Source organism: Bdellovibrio bacteriovorus (genome assembly GCF_001592755.1).
In the GTDB taxonomy this organism is placed as follows: domain Bacteria; phylum Bdellovibrionota; class Bdellovibrionia; order Bdellovibrionales; family Bdellovibrionaceae; genus Bdellovibrio; species Bdellovibrio bacteriovorus_E.
Window position 1 is genome coordinate 20,083 of the sequence record NZ_LUKF01000008.1, and the last position, 22,687, is coordinate 42,769.

The 22,687-nt window shown below is 44.8% G+C and carries 17 protein-coding genes; 8 read left to right on the top strand and 9 right to left on the bottom strand.

The annotated features are described in order from the left end of the window. Window positions 1-150: 150 nt before the first annotated feature. The 6 genes from AZI85_RS06395 to AZI85_RS06420 form a co-directional block, all read right to left on the bottom strand. Window positions 151-585 (bottom strand): hypothetical protein, encoded by a 435-nt coding sequence (locus AZI85_RS06395; protein ID WP_063243315.1) that lies wholly within the window; start codon window positions 583-585, stop codon window positions 151-153. Further along, window positions 585-1,454 carry a L,D-transpeptidase family protein gene (locus tag AZI85_RS06400; RefSeq protein ID WP_063243316.1) on the bottom strand — a complete coding sequence of 290 codons (870 nt, stop codon included), beginning with the start codon at window positions 1,452-1,454 and terminating at the stop codon, window positions 585-587. Before AZI85_RS06400 ends, AZI85_RS06395 begins: the two co-directional genes overlap by 1 nt. Before the next feature lie 174 nt (window positions 1,455-1,628). After that, window positions 1,629-2,219 carry an SCO family protein gene (locus tag AZI85_RS06405; RefSeq protein WP_063243317.1) on the bottom strand — a complete coding sequence of 197 codons (591 nt, stop codon included), beginning with the start codon at window positions 2,217-2,219 and terminating at the stop codon, window positions 1,629-1,631. Further along, window positions 2,216-2,941 (bottom strand): formylglycine-generating enzyme family protein, encoded by a 726-nt coding sequence (locus AZI85_RS06410; protein WP_063243318.1) that lies wholly within the window; start codon window positions 2,939-2,941, stop codon window positions 2,216-2,218. Before AZI85_RS06410 ends, AZI85_RS06405 begins: the two co-directional genes overlap by 4 nt. Further along, a complete protein-coding gene (gene nirK / locus AZI85_RS06415) occupies window positions 2,938-4,419 on the bottom strand; it encodes a copper-containing nitrite reductase (protein ID WP_063243319.1) in 1,482 nt (493 codons plus the stop codon). The genes AZI85_RS06410 and nirK overlap by 4 nt, the downstream gene beginning before the upstream one ends. Window positions 4,420-4,431: 12 nt before the next feature. After that, window positions 4,432-6,705, bottom strand: coding sequence for a nitric-oxide reductase large subunit (locus AZI85_RS06420; protein ID WP_063243320.1), 2,274 nt, complete (start codon window positions 6,703-6,705; stop codon window positions 4,432-4,434). A 307-nt stretch (window positions 6,706-7,012) separates the two neighbouring features. Between AZI85_RS06420 and AZI85_RS06425 the strand changes: the two genes are divergently transcribed. After that, on the top strand, window positions 7,013-8,491 hold the full coding sequence (locus AZI85_RS06425; RefSeq protein ID WP_063243321.1) for a HAMP domain-containing methyl-accepting chemotaxis protein: 1,479 nt from the start codon (window positions 7,013-7,015) through the stop codon (window positions 8,489-8,491). Window positions 8,492-8,501: 10 nt separating this feature from the next. Here the strand turns inward: AZI85_RS06425 and AZI85_RS06430 are convergent, their stop codons facing one another. After that, window positions 8,502-9,554: a hypothetical protein gene (locus AZI85_RS06430; protein ID WP_063243322.1), complete on the bottom strand. Its 1,053-nt coding sequence runs from the start codon at window positions 9,552-9,554 to the stop codon at window positions 8,502-8,504. Then, window positions 9,551-10,369: a DUF4423 domain-containing protein gene (locus AZI85_RS06435; protein ID WP_063243323.1), complete on the bottom strand. Its 819-nt coding sequence runs from the start codon at window positions 10,367-10,369 to the stop codon at window positions 9,551-9,553. Before AZI85_RS06435 ends, AZI85_RS06430 begins: the two co-directional genes overlap by 4 nt. Window positions 10,370-10,448: 79 nt before the next feature. On the opposite strand from AZI85_RS06435, the gene AZI85_RS06440 reads away from it, so the two are divergent. From AZI85_RS06440 to AZI85_RS06455, 4 genes are all read left to right on the top strand, one after another. Beyond that, window positions 10,449-12,977 carry a tail fiber domain-containing protein gene (locus AZI85_RS06440; RefSeq protein WP_253720882.1) on the top strand — a complete coding sequence of 843 codons (2,529 nt, stop codon included), beginning with the start codon at window positions 10,449-10,451 and terminating at the stop codon, window positions 12,975-12,977. A gap of 278 nt (window positions 12,978-13,255) precedes the next feature. Continuing rightward, window positions 13,256-14,902 carry a poly-beta-1,6-N-acetyl-D-glucosamine N-deacetylase PgaB gene (gene pgaB, locus AZI85_RS06445; RefSeq protein ID WP_063243324.1) on the top strand — a complete coding sequence of 549 codons (1,647 nt, stop codon included), beginning with the start codon at window positions 13,256-13,258 and terminating at the stop codon, window positions 14,900-14,902. After that, entirely contained in the window at window positions 14,899-16,128 is a 1,230-nt protein-coding gene (gene pgaC / locus AZI85_RS06450; RefSeq protein ID WP_063243325.1) for a poly-beta-1,6-N-acetyl-D-glucosamine synthase, read from the top strand. The genes pgaB and pgaC overlap by 4 nt, the downstream gene beginning before the upstream one ends. Continuing rightward, the gene (locus AZI85_RS06455) at window positions 16,112-16,558 is read left to right on the top strand and encodes a hypothetical protein (protein WP_063243326.1); all 447 of its coding nucleotides are present in this window, start codon (window positions 16,112-16,114) and stop codon (window positions 16,556-16,558) included. Before pgaC ends, AZI85_RS06455 begins: the two co-directional genes overlap by 17 nt. Window positions 16,559-16,592: 34 nt before the next feature. Here AZI85_RS06455 and AZI85_RS06460 read toward each other — a convergent pair whose 3' ends face one another. After that, on the bottom strand, window positions 16,593-19,574 hold the full coding sequence (locus AZI85_RS06460) for a fibrinogen-like YCDxxxxGGGW domain-containing protein (protein ID WP_063243327.1): 2,982 nt from the start codon (window positions 19,572-19,574) through the stop codon (window positions 16,593-16,595). Between the two features lie 474 nt (window positions 19,575-20,048). On the opposite strand from AZI85_RS06460, the gene AZI85_RS06465 reads away from it, so the two are divergent. The 3 genes from AZI85_RS06465 (at window position 20,049) to AZI85_RS06480 (ending at window position 22,660) form a co-directional block, all read left to right on the top strand. Further along, window positions 20,049-20,291 carry a nucleotidyltransferase domain-containing protein gene (locus tag AZI85_RS06465; protein ID WP_063243328.1) on the top strand — a complete coding sequence of 81 codons (243 nt, stop codon included), beginning with the start codon at window positions 20,049-20,051 and terminating at the stop codon, window positions 20,289-20,291. Window positions 20,292-20,849: 558 nt separating this feature from the next. Beyond that, complete coding sequence (locus AZI85_RS06475) at window positions 20,850-22,238, top strand: radical SAM protein (protein ID WP_063243330.1); 1,389 nt, start codon at window positions 20,850-20,852, stop codon at window positions 22,236-22,238. Beyond that, on the top strand, window positions 22,235-22,660 hold the full coding sequence (locus tag AZI85_RS06480) for an ASCH domain-containing protein (protein ID WP_063243331.1): 426 nt from the start codon (window positions 22,235-22,237) through the stop codon (window positions 22,658-22,660). Before AZI85_RS06475 ends, AZI85_RS06480 begins: the two co-directional genes overlap by 4 nt. Window positions 22,661-22,687: the final 27 nt, after the last annotated feature.

Genomic DNA, 22,687 nt, shown 5'->3' on the forward strand with positions numbered 1-22,687 from the left:
GACTTTTTGAAATTGAAAAAATCCACTGCGGAGAAAGGAATATCACAGAACTGCTTTTTAAAAATGATTTTGGATTGTTTTGCAGTTTGAAAGGACGATGGGAGCTGGAAGACTGGGAAGTTCTTTTCGATAGAACTTCCCTTATCGAATTTACTTTCTAGAGCGTTTCATGATCTGTTCTGGTCCGATAAGAATCAGATCTTCTTTCAATTGAAATTCTGAACCGATGTAATCTCTTTTTTTAGAGCTGAATGTCGCAAAGTCCACATTCATTTCCGTCGCACGATAAAGCTCCTCGGGCGTTGTCACATTCGGTCCAACACCGGGCTCTTTAATGATCGTCACTTCAAAAGTGTTCGTATCATCGTCGTAGTGAGAGATTTCAATCTCGGCACCTTTCATAATCTTTAAAGCCTCAAGCTCTGCCTGTGAAGGCTTGCGAGGCTCTTTGGCCTCTTTCTTTTTCTCTGGCGTTGCTTCCGCTTTCGCCGGAGCTGCTGGCGTTTCTTTAGCAGGAGCTGTCTCCACCGCAAGCGCCCAAGGAGAGATCATCATTGTGATTGCAATTGCTAAGAGGGACTTCATTATTTTGCTCCTTTTCTTTTTGTCGAGTTCGTAGCCTTCGAACCGCCTGAGCTAGTAGAGTACTTGCTTTTTCCAGAGTACTTCGACGACGAAACCCCATTGGATCTCGCTGCTGCTACCGCCGCTGCTTCAGGCTGACATTGTGCCGGACGTTCCATTCCAGAATTATCACTGCAATTGGAAGCTCTAGCTCCACCGAAGTAGTTATATACCAACGATCCTACACCCAAGGTTTTCATGACCGTTGATAAGTCTTCGTAGTTCACGCCTGTACATCCCCAAGTATTAGAGGTTCCCGCAGGACTCGTTCCGTGGATGATAACTCCACGTTGCCCAAGGCTGTCCTGACCAGAAAGACCGGCCATACCTAGCGAGTTCGAACTATTATAGCGTGCCCCATTGTGGGTCGCGGTCAAGTGAAATCCAGGAGGTGTTTTTCTAGAGTTTTCCGTGCTGCACGCCTCTAAGCGTCCACTGCGGTCAGAACCGACACCCCAGCTGATCGGAAAGCCTTTTACGCAATTTCCATCTTGATCGAAGATGTACATTGTCGGGCGACCATCTCCCGAATAATCATTCACGGCAATCATTTTGCCGGGAGCCAATTGCGCGTAAGAACAAGTTTGCGTGAAGCGCTTGGCTTCAGAAAACGCCGTTTTTACGTGAGAAGGTACGGAGCCGCATCCTCCCCCAGTAGCAGAGTAAGACGACGAACCTGATGTATAAGGTGTGTAGTAACTACTTCCTGCGCTGCTTGAATTGCTGTCGTTGCTATCAATGATCTTGGAAGGACGACCGAAAAGTGCGGCTGCTTGGGTTTGTGAATAACCTAGAAGCAAAGCCGACAATACCAGAATAAGTCTTGCCATGATTCCTCTTTGTTAAATGAGTCCCCGTTATGGATTTGTCCTTAAAGTCTATCTGAGCTCTCGAAAAAACTCGCGAAGATTATTTTTTCCCTCAATAAAACGGCTCATTTTAAGACAGAGGTCGAAGCACAACAGAGATTATGTAACAGAGGAATCCCGCAGCCGCAGCGCAAACTATTTTAAAGTACTATCGATTTTCTTCACAAAAGCGGAATCGTCGGACTTCAGACCTTCTTTCTTAGCTATCATGACGCCGTCCGAATCCAGTAAGTAGATAACGTTAGAATGAACATACTCTCCCGAGGAAAGTTTTTTGTAGCGGACCCCGAGAGCAGCGGCGACTTCTGCAACATCTGAGGAGTCACCCTTTAGCATCTGCCACTTCACTTTCTTTTTTTGAAGAAATTCTTTCATTGTAGAGGCCGTTTCGTTTTCGGAATCAAATGAAAACAGCGTCACAGGAATGCTTTGCTTCTTGGCTGGCAGCTTTGAAATAAGCTTTTTAAGGTCTTCCACGAGTAAAGGACACGCCGTTGTACAGCGAGTGTAAAGCATAGCCACCAGGCGCGGCCTTCCTTTGAGGTCTTTTAATAAAACTTTTTTTCCATCGCTATCGACCCAACTGCTGTCGAGTTGATAAAGAGAACTGCCTGGAACGGGATCTGCCGATTCCAAGTTTTCAGTTCCATGGTGTTCATGCCCGACTTCGTGAGCGAAAATATTCAGGGAACAAAAAATCATGAATACGATGATTATGAATTTCATTTTTTCTCCTCAATAAAATTTTTTACGCAGCGAAAGCCCAATGATGAAGTTGTGTATTGGGCTTGCAAGCTGGAACGAAGTGCATAGCGCATAAATGCACCATATTGGTTAGGTTTTTTGGTGTTTATCGCCGCCCCAGCGCAAAAAAGATCGCGGTTCACACCTTCACGTGAGTCTCCCGACATCACAACACTGCCGAAGTCATCCACCCACTCCCAGATGAGTCCGGCCGTATCGTAGAGACCAAACTTATTTGGTTTCAAAGTTTTCACGTTCTTTATTTCATCTTGTCCTTTGGCGTACCACTTCAATGTTTTTGCTTCATTCTCGGGACTGTTTGCATCTGCGAAGTACTCCCATTCCAAAATCGTGGGAAGCCGCTTGCCCTGTGATTTACAAAACGCGCGCGCGGCAAACCAGGACACGTGAACGACAGGGAAGCGCCCCGTACCATCAGGGAAGGTCAGATCGTCCTTCCAGCTTTTTAAATAAGAGGAGTCCGCAAGAAGCGGAGTTACTTTTGACTTTCGCCATTTAGGATTCATTTCAATAAATGCGCGAAATTCTTCGTTCGTCACGGGAGTCGCATCCACCCATAAGGACGGGATAACAATGGATTCTTCCCCCTTATCTTGAAACAAGGGCTGAAACTTTCCACCCGAGACTTTGATTTCTTCGGCCCAGGAAAATAGCAAAGCCATTACAAAAAAAGACGAAATCATTTTTTCGCTCTCTTAACCTCGTCCAAAGTAACCACATCACTCTTATTACCGAAGCTATTGCGGACATAGGTTACCACGCTCGCAATATCATCGTCAGACAATCCTAGTGCAGGCATGACGCTATTATAGGTTTTACCATTTACGGTAATGGCTCCTTCAAGTCCATTTTTCACAACGCGAATAGCCCGAGCCTTATCCGCCATCAAAAAATCGGATTTAGCTAGAGGTGGAAAGGCATTCGGCACACCCTCACCATTAGCCTGATGGCAGGCCAAACAGTTTTGCTTGTAAACGATTTCTCCGGTTCTCATACGTGCTTCAAGTGTGTCTCCTGTTGGCGGATCCTTCTTTTGCTCTTGAGAAATTGGTATCATGTTCTGACCTTCGGGCAAATAAACGGCATCTTTAGTTTTACCTGTATAGATTTTCGTATTGTGGTCCCCTTCCACTTTCAACATACCTAAAGCGCCCTTGTTGAATGCTCTGAAAATCGCATGGTCTACTAATATAAAGTTACCCGGTGTATCGATTCGAAAATCTACGATCGCCGATCCACCAGCAGGAACCATAGTCGTTTGCACGTTTTTCTGAGTAATGCGACTTCCGCCCTCTTGATAAACGTGATCAAAGATCTCTCCGATAAGGTGAAAAGAAGAGCTTAGATTAGGTCCACCGTTACCAAAGAAGATCCGCACTGTTTGGCCTAGATTAGCCACTAAAGATGAACTTCCTGAAAGCGCTCCGACGGCACCATTGAATACGACATAGTCAGGTTGTTCTTTTAAGGCTTTTTCCATATCAAAAGCCTGTAGACCACGCTCACCGAAATTTCCTTTAGTATAAAAGTCACCTTGAACGACATAATATTCTTTATCGACTTTTGGTAAACCGTCTTTTGGCTCTACCAAAATCAGTCCGTACATACCGTTGGCGATGTGCATACCTACGGGTGCTGTCGCACAGTGGTAGATGTAAAGACCTGGGTTCAGTGCGCGAAATGAGAACGTTGATGAGTGTCCAGGAGCGGTGAATGAACCTTCAGCTCCTCCACCCGCGCCTGTGACAGCATGCAAATCGATATTGTGCGGAAGTTTGTTGTCCGGATGATTTGATAAAGTGAAGTCAACGTAATCGCCTGCGCGGATACGAAGCATCGGCCCGGGCACCGTTCCTCCGAAAGTCCAGAAAGTATACTTCACACCATCAGCCAGCACGCCCACCTGTTCACGAATTTCCATCTTAATTTTCACACGCGCAGGGTTCTTTCTAGTGATAGGTGAAGGAACTTGTGGCGGAGGAAGAAGTTTATGTTCTTCTTCAGGCAATTTATCTAAGTTTTCATTGTCTTCGGCGATTTCGGCGGAAGAAGCTTTCCACTTGTCCTTGCTAGTAGGTTCGCTGACATCCGATTTTTTGGTACAGCTTAACGCCATCATTCCTAAAACTAAAAAACTTAGAAGTCTTCCACCAGAATTCATAGTACCTCCCTGTTACAACAAACCGTCTGAATTCAAATCGATTTTTTCTTTCACCGAAAAGCCGGCTTTCAAGCCCACAACAAACCACCCTAACGCTAAAATTCCGACTGTAAATATAGTGTCCCCGATGACGCGCAACCAACGTAAGGTATCCATTCCCGGTTGCTGCATAAATTCGGCGGAACGCGCATACCAAAAGCCATGCTCGACACTTGCCAGAGTTTGCAAGAAACCTATTGGTAAGACACTGATTAAGACCATCAAAGCTAGGCCGATATTAATCGACCAAAAAGCAAACGAAATCACTCCGTCTTTCCAAACATGTCGAGACGCCATACCTTTTAAGACAAAAAGCATCAGCCCAATACCTAACATTCCATAAACTCCGAAAAGGGCCGTATGACCGTGTACGGGAGTCGTATTAAGGCCTTGCATATAATAAAGAGCAATCGGCGGATTGATCAAAAAGCCGAATATGCCGGCTCCGACAAGATTCCAGAAAGCCACGGCCACGAAGAAATAAATCGGCCACTTGTAAGCTTGCAACCATTTCGCCGCCTTGCTGACTCGAAAATGACTGTAACCTTCAAAGCCTAACAATATTAAAGGTACAACTTCCAGAGCACTAAAGCTTGCACCGATAGCCAAAACGGCCGTTGGAGTTCCAGTGAAATACAAGTGATGAAAAGTCCCTAAAATACCACCGGCTAGAAATACGATGGTGGAAAATAAAACACTTAAAGTCGCAACCTTGCTGTGAATAAGCCCCATGCGGGTAAACAAAAAAGCGATAACAACGGTCGCAAAGACCTCAAAGAAACCTTCCACCCACAAATGAACAACCCACCATCTCCAATACTCGGCGATCGCTAAGTTCGTGTGTCGTCCCCACATAAAGCCCGCAGCATAAAACAACGCGATCGCCGCAGATGCGATTAAAAACATCATTAACAAGTGACGATTTTCTTGTTGCTGCCGAAACGCCGGCCAGATGGCTCGGACCATCAAGAACAACCACAGGAATAATCCTATTAGAAGGAATGATTGCCAAAACCGACCGAGATCTACATATTCATAACCTTGATGGCCGAACCAGAAGTTGGCCTCTAAGCCTAGCTTCTGCATCACTCCCATCCATTGACCCGCTAGAGAGCCGACGACGATAATTAAAAGTGCGACGAAAAGAAAGTTTACGCCTGCAGCTTGAAACTTTGGTTCATGTCCAGAAACAGCGGGAGAAATAAAAAGTCCGGTTGCTAACCATGATGTCGCGATCCAAAAAATTCCTAACTGAACATGCCATGTGCGAGTGACGGAATAAGGAAGATATTCCGCTAACGGGAATCCATAAAAAGCGGTGCCTTCAACTCCATAGTGCGCCGTGACCGCTCCTAAGATCACTTGCACCACCATCAGTGCACAAACGACCCAGAAATATTTTAAAGTGGCCGACATAGAGGGCGTTGGTGACAAGCCTAAGAGAGGGTCCAGTTTCGGGAGTTTGTCGTGCTCAACTTCATCGCCGTGATTTACAGCGTAATAGAACGCTAATAATCCAATCCCGGCTAAGAGCAGGATGACGCTGAAACCAGTCCACAAAATCAAAGATCCTGTGGCTTCATTACCGACCAATTTGTCAGGCGGCCAATTGTTTGTGTAAGTGATTTCTTGTCCTGGTCTTTGAGTGACACACGCCCAGGACGACCAAAAAAAGAAGGCATTCATCATATGCATTCTTTTTTCGTCTTTGATCGTATTTGCAGGAATGGCATAGGCATCGCGAAGTTCGTCTAGGTTTTCGCCCTTCATGAAAAGGTCGCTATAATGTTTACTGTTGTGAGCAATAGCTTCCGCGCGCAAGGGGCTGATAGTAATTGTCCCGGTTGCCGCATCGTATGTGTTCTTTCGCAGCTCACCTTGCAAACTGATTCTTACTGAAGCCTTTTGATCGTCAGGAAGTTCTTCATACTTCTTTCCGAATTTTTCTTCAGACATGCGGTCTGCCATGAACACCGCTTCGCGATGAAGCCAGTCCGCACTCCAATCAGGGGCGACGTAAGCACCATGTCCCCAAACAGAACCCACCTCTTGCCCACCAATAGACTGCCACACATTCATTCCGTCTTTGATATCTAAGCCTGAAAAAACTTCTTTTCCATCCGTCGTTATGACTCTGGTTGGTTGAGGAGGTGCTTCGCGGTAAATCTCTTTCCCGTAATAACCAAGCACGGCAAAAGATGCGACAACCACGAAGGTGAAAATCAACCATAACCTTTTATGCCCCATGAAATCCTCTTTCTATTCTAAAAAAACCGTTCCCACTCAAACTAAAGCAAACCGGAACAGGATCATGACCGCCGTCATAAAAAAAGCGAGATCTTACCTGCTACTTAAAAAAAATTTTTATTCATCTTAAGTGAGAAAACATCTAAACGCGGAATCATTTGGCATTAAATGCAATTAATCATATGAGCCGCCATTCAATTCTTGAAACGTAACAGTGGCCCTTACTTTGTCAGCGGAACTTAACATTTCTTGCACTTCAGCAATGAAATTAAATACCGAATCGTTATGTGAAGTTAAAGGGGACGTTATGTCTAAGATGGGATTGAAAGCAAAATTAATTGTTCTTTGCTCGGCTATGTCTCTTGTTCCAGTTGTCGTAGGCGCTTTTGCGTACTTCGCTATTCGAGACATTGATGAAAACTACAACGGAGTTACATACAAAGTTTTGCCGAACATCCAACTAGCAGATCAGATGTATCTGGACTTTAGAATGCTACGGATTAATCTTAGAAGCTTGGGATTACCCCATCTTCCTAAAGAAAAAGCAGAGGCCTTCATTAAAGGTGCTGAACACCACCTTACGCAATATGAAGAGAAAAACGCGAAGTACAAACTGCTTTCTTATATGCCTGGCGAAGAGGATTTATACAAAAAAGTCGACAATGCTTGGCAGGAGCTAAAAGTTCTTTATACAGAAGCCCTTCGCCTGTATCGGACCGGAAAGCCAGAAGATATCGACAAGATGGTGCAAATCTTTATCAATCAAGACCTAGAAAAATCAACTGTCTATCGTAATTCGATGAATAACTTAGTTGCCTATCAAGAAAAGCAGGCCTCTATTTTCATCCAAAAAGCCGAAGACCAGGTAGATTCTTCGAACTCTACGATGATAATCGTTATCGGGGTTGGCGTAATATTGGGTCAAGGAATCGGACTGTTCGTAGCGGTGAGTCTTTCTAAAACCATTAATTTTACATCCAAAGAACTTGAATCCAGCTCGCACCAGGTCCGCGATGCCGCAGCCCAAATTTCTGATACATCACAGACTCTTTCTCAATCTGCTACTGAGCAGGCTTCGTCTTTAGAAGAAACTGTGGCCACTATTGAAGAGATCACATCGATGATTAAGATTAACTCTGAAAACGCTAAACAATCTTCAGTTCTGGCGAATGGGACTTCCGCGATCGCTATCAAGGGTGAATCTCAGGTCAATAAACTTATTGATTCCATCGCAAGCATTGCCGACGACTCTAAGAAAATTGCTGATATTACCAATGTCATTGATGATATCGCCTTTCAAACAAATCTATTGGCTTTGAACGCGGCGGTCGAGGCGGCTCGTGCCGGGGAACAAGGAAAAGGTTTCGCCGTTGTTGCCGAAGCCGTTCGCAACTTGGCGCAAAGAAGTGCGGAGTCCGCAAAAAATATCGCATCACTTATTAGTGCTAGTGTAGAAAAGATTAATTCTGGAAGTGAGCAAGCGAAAAACAGTGGCTTAGTCTTGAAAGAGATTGTAAGCGAAACCAGCAAGGTCGCCGCCCTCAGCGAGGAATTAGCGAAAGCCAGTGAAGAACAATTCAACGGTATTTCACAGATCGGTAAAGCGATGAATCAGTTGGATCAAGTGACTCAAATGAACGCAGCTTCTTCAGAAGAATCAGCCGCAGCGGCCGAGGAGCTTTCGGCGCAGGCTTATTCACTTTTGGCCAACGTAGAAACACTTCAGGTATTAGTGAATGGAGACGTTGAAAAAAACCATCAAAGACCGTTCTTAAAGGCCTCCTAAAAACCTGAGCTTACAATTCCTGGAAATGTTTTAAAGACTGCTCGTGACTTTGTTGAAGCAAGGCACGGCAGTTTTTTACGTTGGAAGAGTCAAATGAAATGCTTGGCAGAGTTAAGACAGCCTCATCCCAGAACCCGGGCGATCGAATGTTGTCCCCCAAAAACCGGGTCGAGAGCCTCAACGTAAACTGCGTAAGACCTTCTGGCGTCAAATAACTTGAGAAAAAAAGCTCACTCCAAGAAACCTTTAACTCTCGTTGGACGACGATCTTTGCCGAGCCTCCAACCTGACGCTCGATATCGGAACAAACGAAAGCTCTATCAAAATCTGTTGAAACACTTAGTTCGACGTAGCCATTGAGGATAACGACATCCGCATCGAGATTCAGTAAATATTCATCTCGAAGTTGCGCGGGATTAGACATGTTATTGGTCATTTGCGCTAAGGTTTCAGGCGTGCTGGAATAGAACTCTTGAGATAACATCCAAGCCACAATCGACCTCACACGAACCGCGTCCACGACGAAGGCGTATTTCTCTCTAGAGACCATCGTGGGCCGGTGAATGGAGTAAACCAGCTCATGAATTACCAATGCCACCTTGCTTTTTGGTGACATACTTTCCCAATAAGGACGATAAATGCGAACGCGCGTTTCGAGGCGATTGGCTATTTGTACAAGCTGCATGTTTTCTAAATCAAGCGGGGTGTCTTCTTTAATTACCGCTAATGGTGTATCCACCAGATACCATTGGTATTTAGAAAGAGCCAAAAGAAGAACATTCGCAAATCGAGGAGCTTTCCGTCGAATCTCTGTCATTTTTTGAGCGAAGATCATTCTTTCGTCGTCCGTAAAATGTGGCATAGCCTGAGCACGATTCAGAATGTCTTCATCAGGAATTACGCTAGAATCTATTAAAGGTTCTGGCAATCCTACTTCATAAAGGTCCAATAAATAAATCTGATTGTCTTTTAAGATCGCCGCTCCCCCACTACCAACGTCTCGAATGCCGGCAAAAAGAGTGAGGGAATAAAAGAGCGTAAAAGAGATTAAAAGAAGTTTCATCGTGCATCTTCCTGTGCCAAAAGGCTGAAAAATTGAATACTCAGGCTGCAGACATCGTCCGCATTTTCAGTAGTTCCAAAGCGCGAGGCAAATTCTCGACGAAAATCCATCAGAGCTTTCCGTGCCGCGGGAAAATCCTGTTTTTTAATTGAGAACAAAGTGGAGGAGACTTCTCGCTTTTCATTATCTTGGCGTTCTACCGCGTAAAGTGCTTTTTCAATAATCTGTTTATGAAAACTGCGCACAGCTTCGGAATTATAGTTATTATTTACAGAAGTAAACTGTGATGTGGGTTTCACCGAATTCGATGTCATTTCTATCAAACCCAAGCGATTCATTCTTTCTAACGAATCTTCGATCACGCTTTCACTAACACCCAACATTTTAGCGTAGCGAGCTTTATTGAGATGGTTTTTTTCTAAATCCATCAGTTCTAAAAGCGCCATGTGATGCCACTCGGAAATAACTTTAAAAGAATCTAAAGACACTTCTTGTACGAAGTTATTAATTCTATGTTCAACAGCCTTCTTCGCAACCACTCTTTGTTCAGAAGAACGGGCGAATTTCGCAGTGAGTAAATCAGAAAAGTGTTCGCACTGTCTTTGGCTTAAGTTGAGTTTGGTTGCAACCTCATAAGCTCGTGCCGCTGAAAGGCCGTACTTACCTTTTTGCACTTCAATCAGGGTTGACACCGCCAACCCTAAATCACGAGCGAAGGCTCGCATAGAATAATTCGGATTTCGCAAACGTCGAGTTTCAAAAGCTTCAGACAGATAGAGACGGTAATCATCGTAGAAGAGAACTTGTTCGGCCATTGACCGAAGACTTATTCTATACTCCGAACATTATCAATCAATCTGCCGTTACACTTACCGACGCTCTACAGAATGCCCAGTGCGATTTGGTAATCCGAACATCGCCGAATACTTTCTGATTATTGCGAGAGCCATTTTTAATATGATCGCTGCTCTTATTCTGCTTTCATCACTCAATCAAAAAGGTGTTAAGTCCGAAAAGAAGCCTATGATAAGACTCTTCTTTTTTTCGAGTGCGTTGTTACTGACATCGATAGCTTTTGCTGCTCCGAACACTTTAACTTATCAAGGTCGTATTCTTACTTCGACAGGAACTCCTCTTGAGTTCAGCAACGTGAGCTTTTTGTTTGAGATTAAATCTCAAGATGGACTTTGCGTTTATTATCGTGAACAAAAAAATGGCGTGAATATGTCAGGTTCAAAGGGTGTTTTTGATGTACCGCTGGGAACAGGAACAAAGTTATTCCCCACTTCTGGAAGTATAGGTTTAAAAGAGATCTTTGATAATACAGCCACCTTAGATTGCGCAGATGCCAACAACAATGTCGCGAGCAACAAAGGACCTATTGCCGATCAATCGCGACGTCTGAGCGTGAGTTTTCACGACGGCGTTGGTTGGAATCAGATCAGTCCTGATAACGAAATTCGTTCTGTCCCTTATGCTCACTTTGCTTCCTCCGCACTGAAGCTAGGAAATTTCACCGCGACTGACTTTATTCGTACGACGTCTCTTCCTTCTAGTGCTTGTACCGCAGGTCAAGTCGTCTTCTTTGACGGAGCCTCTTTTACTTGCGTGACGGATGCGGGTGGTTCTGGAGTAGTTTCAGATATTATTGCCGGATCAGGAATCAGCGTTACCGGAGCTTCCTCTAAAACGGTGGCAGTGAGTTTTGGAACCACGGCGGGTACCGCAGCTCAAGGAAATGACTCTCGCATCACGGGAGCCTTTCAATCTGCAACTTCACTAGGAGGAGATTTAAGTGGCACACTTCCTAACCCGACAGTCGCAAAAGTCCAAGGTGTCAGTGTTGCAACAACGACTCCTCAGGATGGACAAGTTTATCGTTATGGCGCTTCATCGTTAGAGCCTGTGTGGTTTGGTATTGACGACCTTCGCACTTCAACGGGCGCTTCACAGTTTTCTACTAGCTGTACAGCTTCACAAACCTTAACTTGGTCCGCTGTGACTGATGCATTTACTTGTTCCAATATCGCGGGGCTGGATGCGGCAGTGATCACAACGGGAACGATCCCCGCAGAAAGACTTCCTTCGACAATTGCGTTACCACAGATCGCCGCGCCCGCTGTTGCCGGAACTGATGAAGGACGTATTTATTTTGATTCAACGGCGAAGAAATTTAAAGTCTCGCAAAGTGGATCGGCTTATACAGATTTAGTTTCTGCCGTGACCTTCCCCGTTCTTGGTAGTGCTGGCACCGCGGCGGCACCTACTTATTCATTTAGTGCTGATTCCGATTCAGGGATGTACAACCCTAATCCAGATCAAATCGCATTTTCTACTGGAGGAACGCAGCGCTTTCGAATTCAAGGGTCTTCATTCTTTATGGGTAGTTTGGGTTTGGGCAGCGCGACTCCTGGTTCATTCTCATTCGATTCTTACTATTATGGGCCAACGAGCTCTACCGCAAAAGGGCGCTTCATGGTCAGCGTCGGTCAAACCCAAACCGCCGCGGGAAGCATCACTATGCCTGCTATGGGCGTCGACAACAGCATCCGTGGAGATTATGTTCAAGGCGGGACCATGGGAGCAGTTTTAGGATTAAGTATTGTTGACAATAAAGCGGGCTTCACCGGAACCTCTTATGGTGTGCAAGGTCAAGTCAAGGTGAACACCGGAGCTGCCAATGTCAGTGGGCTTCAAACAGCTCTTTGGGCAAATGTATTTATTCCGGGAGCAGCCTCTTTACCTGTCTCGCAAAAAATTAATGCCATCACGTCAGATATCAACTTAGAAGGGACAGCAACAGGCGGCACAACAATCAATGAAGCCAATGGACTTGAGCTGCGTCTTGCCACTAGAGCCTATGATACCATCGGGTCTTATACGGGAATCATGCTTCGAGCGCCCATTGGTACGGGAGCGATCACTACGCAATATGCAATGATCACCGAGCCCGGGTCAGGCAATGTCGGTATTGGTATCACCAACCCCTCTTACATGCTTCATGTCGGCGGGACCGCTGGTGGAACCTCGTGGGCAAACACCTCGGACCGACGATTCAAACGTAATATCGCGACCATTGATTCTAGCTTAGAAAAAGTCTTACAACTTCGAGGTGTAACTTACGACTGGAGAGTGGAAGAGTTCCCTGCCCGTCGCTTTGATCACGGTCAGCAAATCGGTTTGATCGCGCAAGAGGTTCAGGAAGTTTTCCCTGACGTAGTTACAAAAGACAATGATGGATTTTTAGCCGTTCAATACGCGAACCTCGTTGCGCCCTTGATTGAGGCTTTTAAAGAATTCTATTCACAGTGGCGCACGGAAACGGCGGCTTTGAAGGCAGAAAACGCCCGACTTACAAACGAAGTTCAGTCTTTGCAAAAGTGGGTTTGCCAGAAGGATCCTTCGGCAGAGTTTTGTAAATAACCTAGCACTTATAGTGGTTTGAAGCTTTTGTTCAGCATGGCGGCCTTCTCCGGGTTCCCTGTATCTCGCCCCTGCGGAACCTTATAGAATTTCTATGTACAAAACTCAGACACTGGCTTTAGCTGGTTTGGAGAAGGCTTAATTTGCGATTGACCCAATCAAGTTGCGAGACTCTCTTCAGATCTCGCCTCTCCCTTTCAGACCTATTGACGACTTCTTGGAACTAGATTACTCATTTGCAAGAAATTTGGTGGGCTTGTCCCATATATGGTTTGAAAATGAAATCCGACAGAGTCATGGGCTTTTTAAAATGGACGTCTCAAGCAATGCGGCTTTTCATTTCCCTCGCCCTCCTCTTAGCGGGATTTACCGCAAGTGCCGAAACCTCTTCCACTCCTGAAAATAACGATCCTTTGGCGAATACTTTTGTCGCCCTTTGCTATCACGACGTCAGTAACGGCTTTGTCGGCAATGCTTTTAGTATTCGTAAAAAAGACCTTGTTGAACAGTTCGACTATCTTAAGGCTCACTACAATGTCGTCGGTCTGCAAGATATTCTTGAAGCTTCTCAAGGAAAGAAGACTCTTCCTGCCAAAGCCGTACTTATAACGGTGGATGATGGTTTGGCTTCTTTTTATGAAAACGTCTTTCCTCTTTTAAAAACTTATAAGTTTAAAGCCGTCTTTGCCATTGTGGGTAAGTGGACTGAAGACGGCGTGGCTCCGGATTATGGGTTTAAAGACACCAATCCGAAAATGGCTTCTTGGAAACAGCTAAAGGAAATGTCTGAATCCGGTTGGGTGGATGTTGTTTCTCACACCTATGATATGCATCAAGGGCATGTCTTTAATCCTCAAGGAAGTCAGGCTCCGGTGGCGGGCTTTTTTAGATACGATTCAATTACGAAATCTTATCAATCTGAAGAAGACCTTGTGAATCGCGTTCAGACAGATCTTAAAAAGAATAACGAGCTTATTAAAAAACATCTTGGAAAAGAAAATTCCGTAGTTGTGTGGCCGTATGGCGCCTCAAACGGTTTGTCGCGAAAAGCCGCTGAAGACGTAGGACTGAAAATTCAGATGACCTTGCGAGCGGGTCTTAATAACGCGAATGACATTTCTCAAATCGGGCGCGGGTTGATCTTTGCTGATATGGACCTTCCGCAATTCGCTAGTGCGCTTGAACAGGCTTTTGTTGATTCATCTCCGTTGCGCATGATTCGCATCGACTTAGATAGTATTTGGAAGAAAAACGAAGCCGAGGCTGAGCAAGTTCTGGGGGATCTTTTAGAAAAGACTCTGAGCTTAGGGGCCAATGCTGCTTTATTTCAGGCGGTTTCTGAATCTGGAGACGCTTACTTCCCCACTTCACAGATGCACGTTCGTGCGGATTACTTAAATCGCACGGCCCATACGATGAGACATCGCTCTCGCGTGCCGAATGTCTATGCTCGAGTTCCTCAAGCATTTTTGAGAAATACGGAGACGGCTAAGGCTGTTATTCGTGATTTAGCGAAGTACACCGATATCGACGGCGTCTTTTTTGAGGTCTCTTCAAAAGAAAAAGCCAAAGAGTTGTCTTTTGAACCTGTGATGGCAGCGGGTCGCTCTGTGCGCCCCCACTGGCAGTATGGAGTTATTGGTCCAAGACCTGAAAATGCCGAGATCTTTGATTACTTGGTTCTGACTCCACAGCAGCTTGAAAAAGAAAAGCTGGCAGCCGTGCCGAATTCGATAAAACAGAAGCAAGACATTATCGCCTTGCCGAAAGATTATAATATAGTCGCTAGCCACGTGATGGCCGAGGGCTATTTAAATTTATTTTATGATGTGAACTTCAAAGATGTCGTTCCGGATCCTGATTTCAAAACTCTGTTTTCAGTCCGCCAAAGCAACGCAAAACACATCAAAGGGGAAGCGAAATGATTTTCTCTTATCTGCCGGTGCTATTCACATCCCTCTTCTTAATTACTCCCTTTGTTCTGCCTTTGATCTGGATCATGGGGGCTTTTGTTTTCTACTTTAAAAGGGAACGCCATCGCTCGACCCTTTCTGAGTTTTCTAATCAGCCCTATACGATTTTAATTCCTTGCTTTAACGAGGAAAAAACTGCGGAAGCGACGATTTGCTCGCTAGATCAATTGCCTTCAGACCAATGCGAGATCATCGCGATCAATGATGGCAGCCGGGATAAGACTCAGTCTGTTTTAGAAAAACTGGCGATGTCTCGTCCGAATATGCGCGTTATTAACTTAGTTCAAAATCGTGGGAAAGCGGCTGCTCTTACGTTAGGTGCCATGGCCAGTCGTCATGAGTTTATCTTGTGTATCGATGCCGACTCTGAATTAGACGCCAATGCTCCCCGCCTTATGATGGAACACTTTCGCGATCCGCATGTGGCGGGTGTGACTGGAAATCCGCGCGTCAAAAATCGCGGAACCTTGGTGGGTCGACTGCAGGTGGGAGAATTCTCGGCCCTCGTCGGAATGATTAAACGCTACCACCAAACTTTGGGACGCTTATTTGCTTTGTCTGGCGTCTTAGTGATGTTCCGTAAATCTGCCGTTGAAAGTGTTGGCTACTGGGATACTTACACTGTGACAGAAGATGTCGGAATCAGCTGGAAACTACAAACTTCGGGTTGGGCCCTTAAGTACGAGCCCAAAGCGACTTGTGATGTTTTAATGCCCGACACTTTAAAAGGCCTTTGGAAACAACGTCTTCGCTGGGCGCAAGGTGGATTTGAAGTGATTCTTAGACATGGCCGATCTGTTTTGAAAAGCCGCGACACCGGTTTAAGACTGGTTCTTTTGGAGTACGTATTTTCTGTCACCTGGGCTTTCCTATTACCTGTGACGATTGCGATCGCTCTGTTTGGGCATAACCCTCACGATATCAACCTTAGTTATGCGATTCTTCTTACAGGTGTGATGAGCTTTCTGCAGTTTGCGGTGGGAATGTTTTTGCACGGCCGTTATGAGCGTTCGGCGAAACTGGGCTTTGTTGCTATCTGGTACCCTTTTGCTTATTGGATGATTAATAGTTTTGTGCTATTCGTAGCAATCCCAAAAGTTCTGTTTGGCCCAAAACGCCAATTCAGTTCTTGGATCAGCCCCGATCGTGGCGGAGTGACGTATGCGAAAAATAATTGAGACACTGAGTACACTTCTTTTGTGGACCGTCTTTATTGCCGGAAGCTGCAAAGCTGTCGCAGAATTTTTCTCTAAGAGCGTTTCTGGCGAAATGATGTGGGAGCATTTAAAGCTGATCTCTATCGCTCCGGTTCTTGCCGTTATCATCTTTGCTTCAATGCTTGTCGCGGTTCGCTTTTCAAAATTCCAAACTGCGAAGAAGACAGTCGTCAATGAACACACGGCTCAATGGACAGCTGAGGAGTTAGTACTCGCGCAAACTGGTAAGGTGGTTGATCTTACCTTTCCGAGTACTGGGCTTGCTTGTCATGTGGTTGCTCGAGACGAAGCTGCGGCGACGATTCATTCGGAAAATACGACGGTGCATTTGAAGTTGGTGCCGGCATCGGCTGATGAAAACGCTGTGGCGTTGGTTTCGCACTCGGTTTAAGAACCGGGTTGTGAGTCTATTTAGACAAGAAATCCTACCGTACTTTTAAAACATAGATATGGGCTTGGTTCCCGCCGGTGTATTGGCAAGAGTTGCCGTTGACGTTTACGTAAGAAGACGTCACTTCTGACGCCACTGAGCGAGTGACGTTATGAGTGTTTGCGGCAGTGCAATTGTGACAAGTGCTCGCCCAATGATAATCATAGCCGTCGTTTCCGATATCAATCCAAGCTGAAGGTGTGGCGTTGTAACCTTGCGAATATCCGTAAAGGTAAACTTCTTTGTGGGGCACGGTGATTGTCACACCGATAAATGGTGCGGGAACATTGCAATAGCCACTCGCGCCTGTGCCTTGATAAGAAGATACTTGTCCTCCGCTATAAGAGACGGAAACTCCGCTGACAGAAACTGCGGTGGGGAAGTTTCCACTTGCATAGTTGGAGTTTCCGATGATCCACGTCCACCCGCCTCCATTGGTCGTCATTTCACAATAGGCGGAGATCGGCGCGTTTCCGCCTGCCCCATCAGGGTCGATCATGTACATGCCGTCTCCGACAGAGCCGCCGGTATCTAAGATGACTTTACATGATGTGAGTGCGATGACATTCCAAGTGACAGTTTGGGTCGACACAAGACCTGCTGCATTTGTTGCTCTGACTGAAAAACTGTGTGTGCCCGATGGAAGGTTTGTTAGGTTGTGAGGAGAAGTGCATGAAGACCATCCTCCTCCGTCTAAGTCGCATTCAATATTTACTGTTGTTTCGGATTCGGTAACTTCAAACTCTATAGTCGCGTCCGTGTCAACTGTGTCTGAAGGTGCTGATGTAAAGACAATCGAAGGCGGCGTTGAGTCTACAAACCAGTTGATGATGGTCTCTGCGCTGACGTGGCCTAGGTTGTCGGTAGCGCGAATTCGGAACTCATGCGCGCCATCTGTTACGACTGGAATTAAATAAGGAGAAGCACACACGGCCCATGATCCACCGTCTAATTTACATTCTATGAAGCTGACTCCAGATGAACCTGAATCAACGACGTTAAATACAAATTGCTCTGAAGCTTCACTAACAAAGGCCCCCGGAGAATCCGTGACTGTGATTACCGGAGGATAGAGATCGACGTCGAAGTTATGATTTGAAATGACTTCATTTCCGGCGACATCTTTTACGCGAATACTTAATGAGTAACTTCCTTGAGAAAGTCCTGATAATTCATAGGGGCTATCGCAATTTGCGTAACTGCCAGAATTAAAATTACATTCCACACTTGCTAATCCGCTTGTATCGTCTGAAACGGTGAATTCAAAATCTGTTGCGGTATCTCTGATAATAGCGTTTGGAGCTGTTGTAACATTGAGAACCGGGGCTTGAGTGTCCGCTCGGAAAATATAGGGACTGTTCGTGGCGATTGTTACCAAGTCGGCTTGATCTAACGAGCGCACTAGAACTTGATACTGCATTCCGTGAATCAATGAAGGGCAACCCGCTGTTGAAAAATCATAGGACGTTATGGAGATCGACTGTTCAGAACAGACTATGGTTCCGCTCATTGACTGAATGGACGTTTGATAAACGATGGCGTCCGATGAAGAACTCCAAACAACTTCGGGCCACTGTGCGGCCCATGTATCTAAAGTCGTATCCACGCCTCCCCTGACTCCTAAAATATTGAAATTTCCCGGTGGAGTGACATCCACGCGGAAGACGAGGTCGGTTCCTTGTGTAAGATTCCCCGCTTCATCGCGGGCGATCACGCGGGCAATGTAATCTGTTTCGGGAACGAGTTCACAATCTGTGAGAACTTGTTGCGTGATAGAGGCCCCTACGTTTTCTTCACAGCGCATGGAAAGATCTAAGTTAAGAATCGATACGTTATATGCAGAAGCTCCTGAAGAAGGACTCCAATTAACAATCGGATCTACAAGCTGTGATAAGCGATCATCGATCGTTAGATCACTTCCGCCGGTGATTCCTAAGACTGGGAAAGCTCCCGGAGCGATGGTATCTAGGACAATGCTATAAGTAGGAGTTTTATTCGTCAGGGCATTACCCGCGCTATCGAAGAGCCATAGTTTCACTGTTTTAACACCGTCGCCTGCGGATAGATCATAGTTTGTTGGACGAGTTGTATGCCAACCGTTTGCGGGTCCCTGTCCACCTGGGCAAGGATCTGCGGGACTTAAAGGAATAAAACTTAAGTCTTCCGTTAAACACCAATAAGAGGCCCAAGCATCGTTTGTTACTGTGATGGAAACTGTTTGTGTGGCGGCGTAACCTTGATCAGATCCTGTATGAGTTAAGACAAAACCCGGTGCGAATAAATCTACTTCCATAAATGCAGAGCAAATGGGAGTGCTCCAGTTACCGGCTTTATCCGTGGATTGTATATCGAAAGAGTAAAATGTGTTTGCGGAAAGGTTATCAAAGACGTGAGTAAGCGATGCTAAGTTTTTTGTAAAGATGATGGAACCCGCGCACGAGGGTTGATCATAAAGTCTGACTTTGTAAGGAATTTCACTTAAGCCTGCCGGTCCGACATCGACTACGGTATTCCATGCACCCACAAAGTGCGTCGCAGAGACGTAAGAATCTGATAAGGGTGCGGTGATCGTCGCTGGCATCGGGGCCTGCATGTCCACTGTCACCCAGAATGCGCAAGATGATTCGTAGTTACGGCTATTATTCGTCACACGCACTTTCGCATAATAACTTTTACCATCTCGCAGACCATCGATATGTACATCGGTCCCTGATAACGAAACTTCTGTGGGAGTCCCCTCGCAAAAGGCGTTGTCGTAAAGAAGCACGGTCCCGCCATTAAAGGCTGACTCTTCCCAAGTCGGTGAAAATGAAAACGGATGAGTTGAGGAATTGGTATAAATCGAATACTTATTGATTTGAACAGCGAAGGGATTACGAATCTTAGTGTCGATGGTACAGGAACCCAAGGCCATCGAACAAATGATAGCTTTATAGAACGAACTATAACCTAAAGTCCCAGAACGTTCCGAATTCATGAGTATAATATCGGATTTTAACTCGGAAATCTTTATTTTGGTGTTTCAGAATGATAATTAGCGTTTAATGCGCTAACTATCCGCAGCCGTCATGCTTCCAGCAGGTAGTTGTCATAGATACCGACCAATGACGGTATAATGCACCGATTTAATTAGTTGCCATAAACTACTTTGCGTTTTATTGATTTCTCTATGTGGAACTTAAAGAAGTCAAAAATAAACTAACCACTAATATTCTAATGAAGGACGATTTGAACCAAAAGAAAAGGTCAGAGAACCAATTCCTTTATTCATCGGAAGACGCTTTACTGGTTGTGAGAATACCTACGTTTGCTTATGGCCATCTTGAAGGAAGCCAGTGACAGATTCAGAACGTTCAAATCTCTGAACTTGATTTGATCCCAAACTCCGATATGGTTGAAGCGCTTAATCAGTCGCAAAAAGATAGCAACTGGGCCCCAATCAAGTAATCCCTTGAAAAAGGCAGATCGCAAAATCATCGATGAAATCAAAGAGACGTTAAAGGAAGCATACAATCCTTTGCGTCTCTTTCTGTTTGGATCTCGTGCAAATGGCACGGCAACAAAAGACAGCGACTACGATTTTGTGATGGTGGTGCCCGACCCTAAAAAATCTACTTTTCATGAAATGAGCAAAGCACGCTCTTTGGTATTTAAAAAGCATCTTATTTCTGCTGATATTTTTATTTATTCTTAAAAAGAATTCGACGAATGGAAAGATGAACTGAGTTCTATTCCGGAAACTGCTTTGAATACGGATCAGGAAATCGATCTTGGCTAAATAGCTTCTGGCAGTTTGCATTGGCCCCCTGGCCCCAGAGCTAAAAAAAGAAGTCCCCATGTATGGAAATACGATAGCGGCTTCCTGGAAGGCATCTTTAAGCGAGCCGTCGGACTTCCATCCTTAAAACGACGCTGCACCTTGAGTTGAGCCAGTTACACACGCAACGCGATGTTGGACGCATTGCGTTTACAGTAATAAATATAAGACCATGTCTGACAGAGATGACTCCAGTAAGTCGATGTAATACAGGAGACTACTTCTTGGAGTTGATCATATGTCTAAAAACGTAAGAACCGTGAGGTTCGATGACAAACAAATTAAGAGGATTGAGGAATTCTTAGTTAGAAATCCCTTTCTGGACTTTTCCTCTTTGACCCGATTAGCGATTGACCAGTTTGTGCAGAACCCAACTGTGCAAATTCAACCAATCGTGAAAGGCAAAAATGCCCGACACAAAGAAAGAGAGATGTGATGGATCACTTGCAACTAGTAACTAATGAAAATTTGAATTTACAGAATCACACATTTGCGGAAGACGAACGATCTTTTGACGGTGTTCTATCTGGTGATATGTGGAGAAAGGTAAAGGCTCTCAATAGTAAAATGCCTGATACTTTTGACTGGTCAGTTTATGATCGCCTCTACGAAAAATTCGGTGATGAGCAGCCAAACGGCGGCGTGATTTTTAAATCTCCTTTTAGAATGGCAAATTCACATACAAGTTGCACTCAATGTCATTACACTTTCGAGATTGATACCTATGGCAGAGGTTGTATTCATAATTGTTCTTATTGCTATGCGAAGGCCATGTTGTCATCGCACGGTTATTGGAATCGCCCACATCCATTTCCAATTGACGTAAGTGAAATTCGTAAGATTTTTTATCAAGTTTTTGAGACGGATAAACCGAATAAATGGCGAAATATCATGGGTCAAAAGATTCCTCTTAGGATTGGCTCTATGAGTGATAGCTTTATGAAAATGGACACCAAGTATAGTGTTACAAAAGAACTATTAAAAATATTATCTTTCTACGACTATCCGCATATTATATTTACGCGATCAGAATTGATTGCGGACGACTCTTATATGAAGTTGCTTCGAAAAGATCTGTCCTCTATTCAGTTTTCTATTTCTGGGAATAATGAACGACTAACGAAATTAATTGAGCCAGGTGCTCCTTCTGTTACAAAAAGATTTTCTGCACTGAAGAAGCTCAATGAGGCGGGATTTTGGACTACAGTGAGAGTAAATCCATTTTTCCCTATGTTTCCAGATGGGTATTTTACTAATCCAGATCGTATGATTGAAAGATTTGGCAGCATCGATAATGCTCCCAAATTTGAACTGTTCGACTGGTCAATGTTGGATCAAGTAAAAGAATCAGGCACTCCAAGCTTGCTTGTTGGTGTTGTAAGATTGTCCACTAACGCTGTTGCTGCGATGACAAGAGAAACTGGGGTAGATCTAAAAGTATTTTTCGATCCTGCGGAATATAAGAAAAACGGTGACGTGAGATATTCTGATAGAGAGATTGCTCATTACTATTGGAAATTCAAATCTGAGTCTGCAAAACGAGGGATACGCTTCAATACTTGTTATATTGGAATGGGAAAGCCAGATTTTTTCAAATATCAAAATCTGTGGTCTAATAAGACAGACTGTTGCGATGCTAAAGGGAACGTCACTGGAATAGTAAAATCATCACAGGATGTTGATTGGGACGAGCGAGTTAGATTAGCGACATCCAAGCAAGAGGCCCTAAAAGGTCTTGCCTTAGAGCTTGGGACTTCTCATCCCACTTATCTAAATCATGCCGCAAGATATTCAGCGAAACCAATTCTCGAAGAAAATTTATGAAGCCTAGAGTAATTCAAGGTATAAATATCCAATGGCCTTGGAGTGAACTTCTTGTAAGCGGAAAAAAGACCGTGGAAACACGGTCCTATCCTCTACCAGCTCGCTTGATAGATACTGAACTTGCGATAATTGAAACTCCTGGTCCAAATGGAAAAAGGGCCGCTGGTATTACCAAAGCTCGGATAATCGGTACAATAACATTTACTAGATCGTATAAGTATAAAACCAAAACGCATTGGCGTTCGGAGTATGAAAAGCATTTAGTTAGTCCAGACGATAGTCTGTTCGGCTATCGACAAGAAAAAGAAAAATATGGTTGGGTTGTGGGGATGGTAGAAAAACTAGACAATCCAGCTCCTGCTCCGTCTAAACGTGGAATTATATTCGCAAAAGCCTGTAAGGTCGGGGGTAGGCAAATTTAAATACGTGAACGTTATTGCCCATTTGAG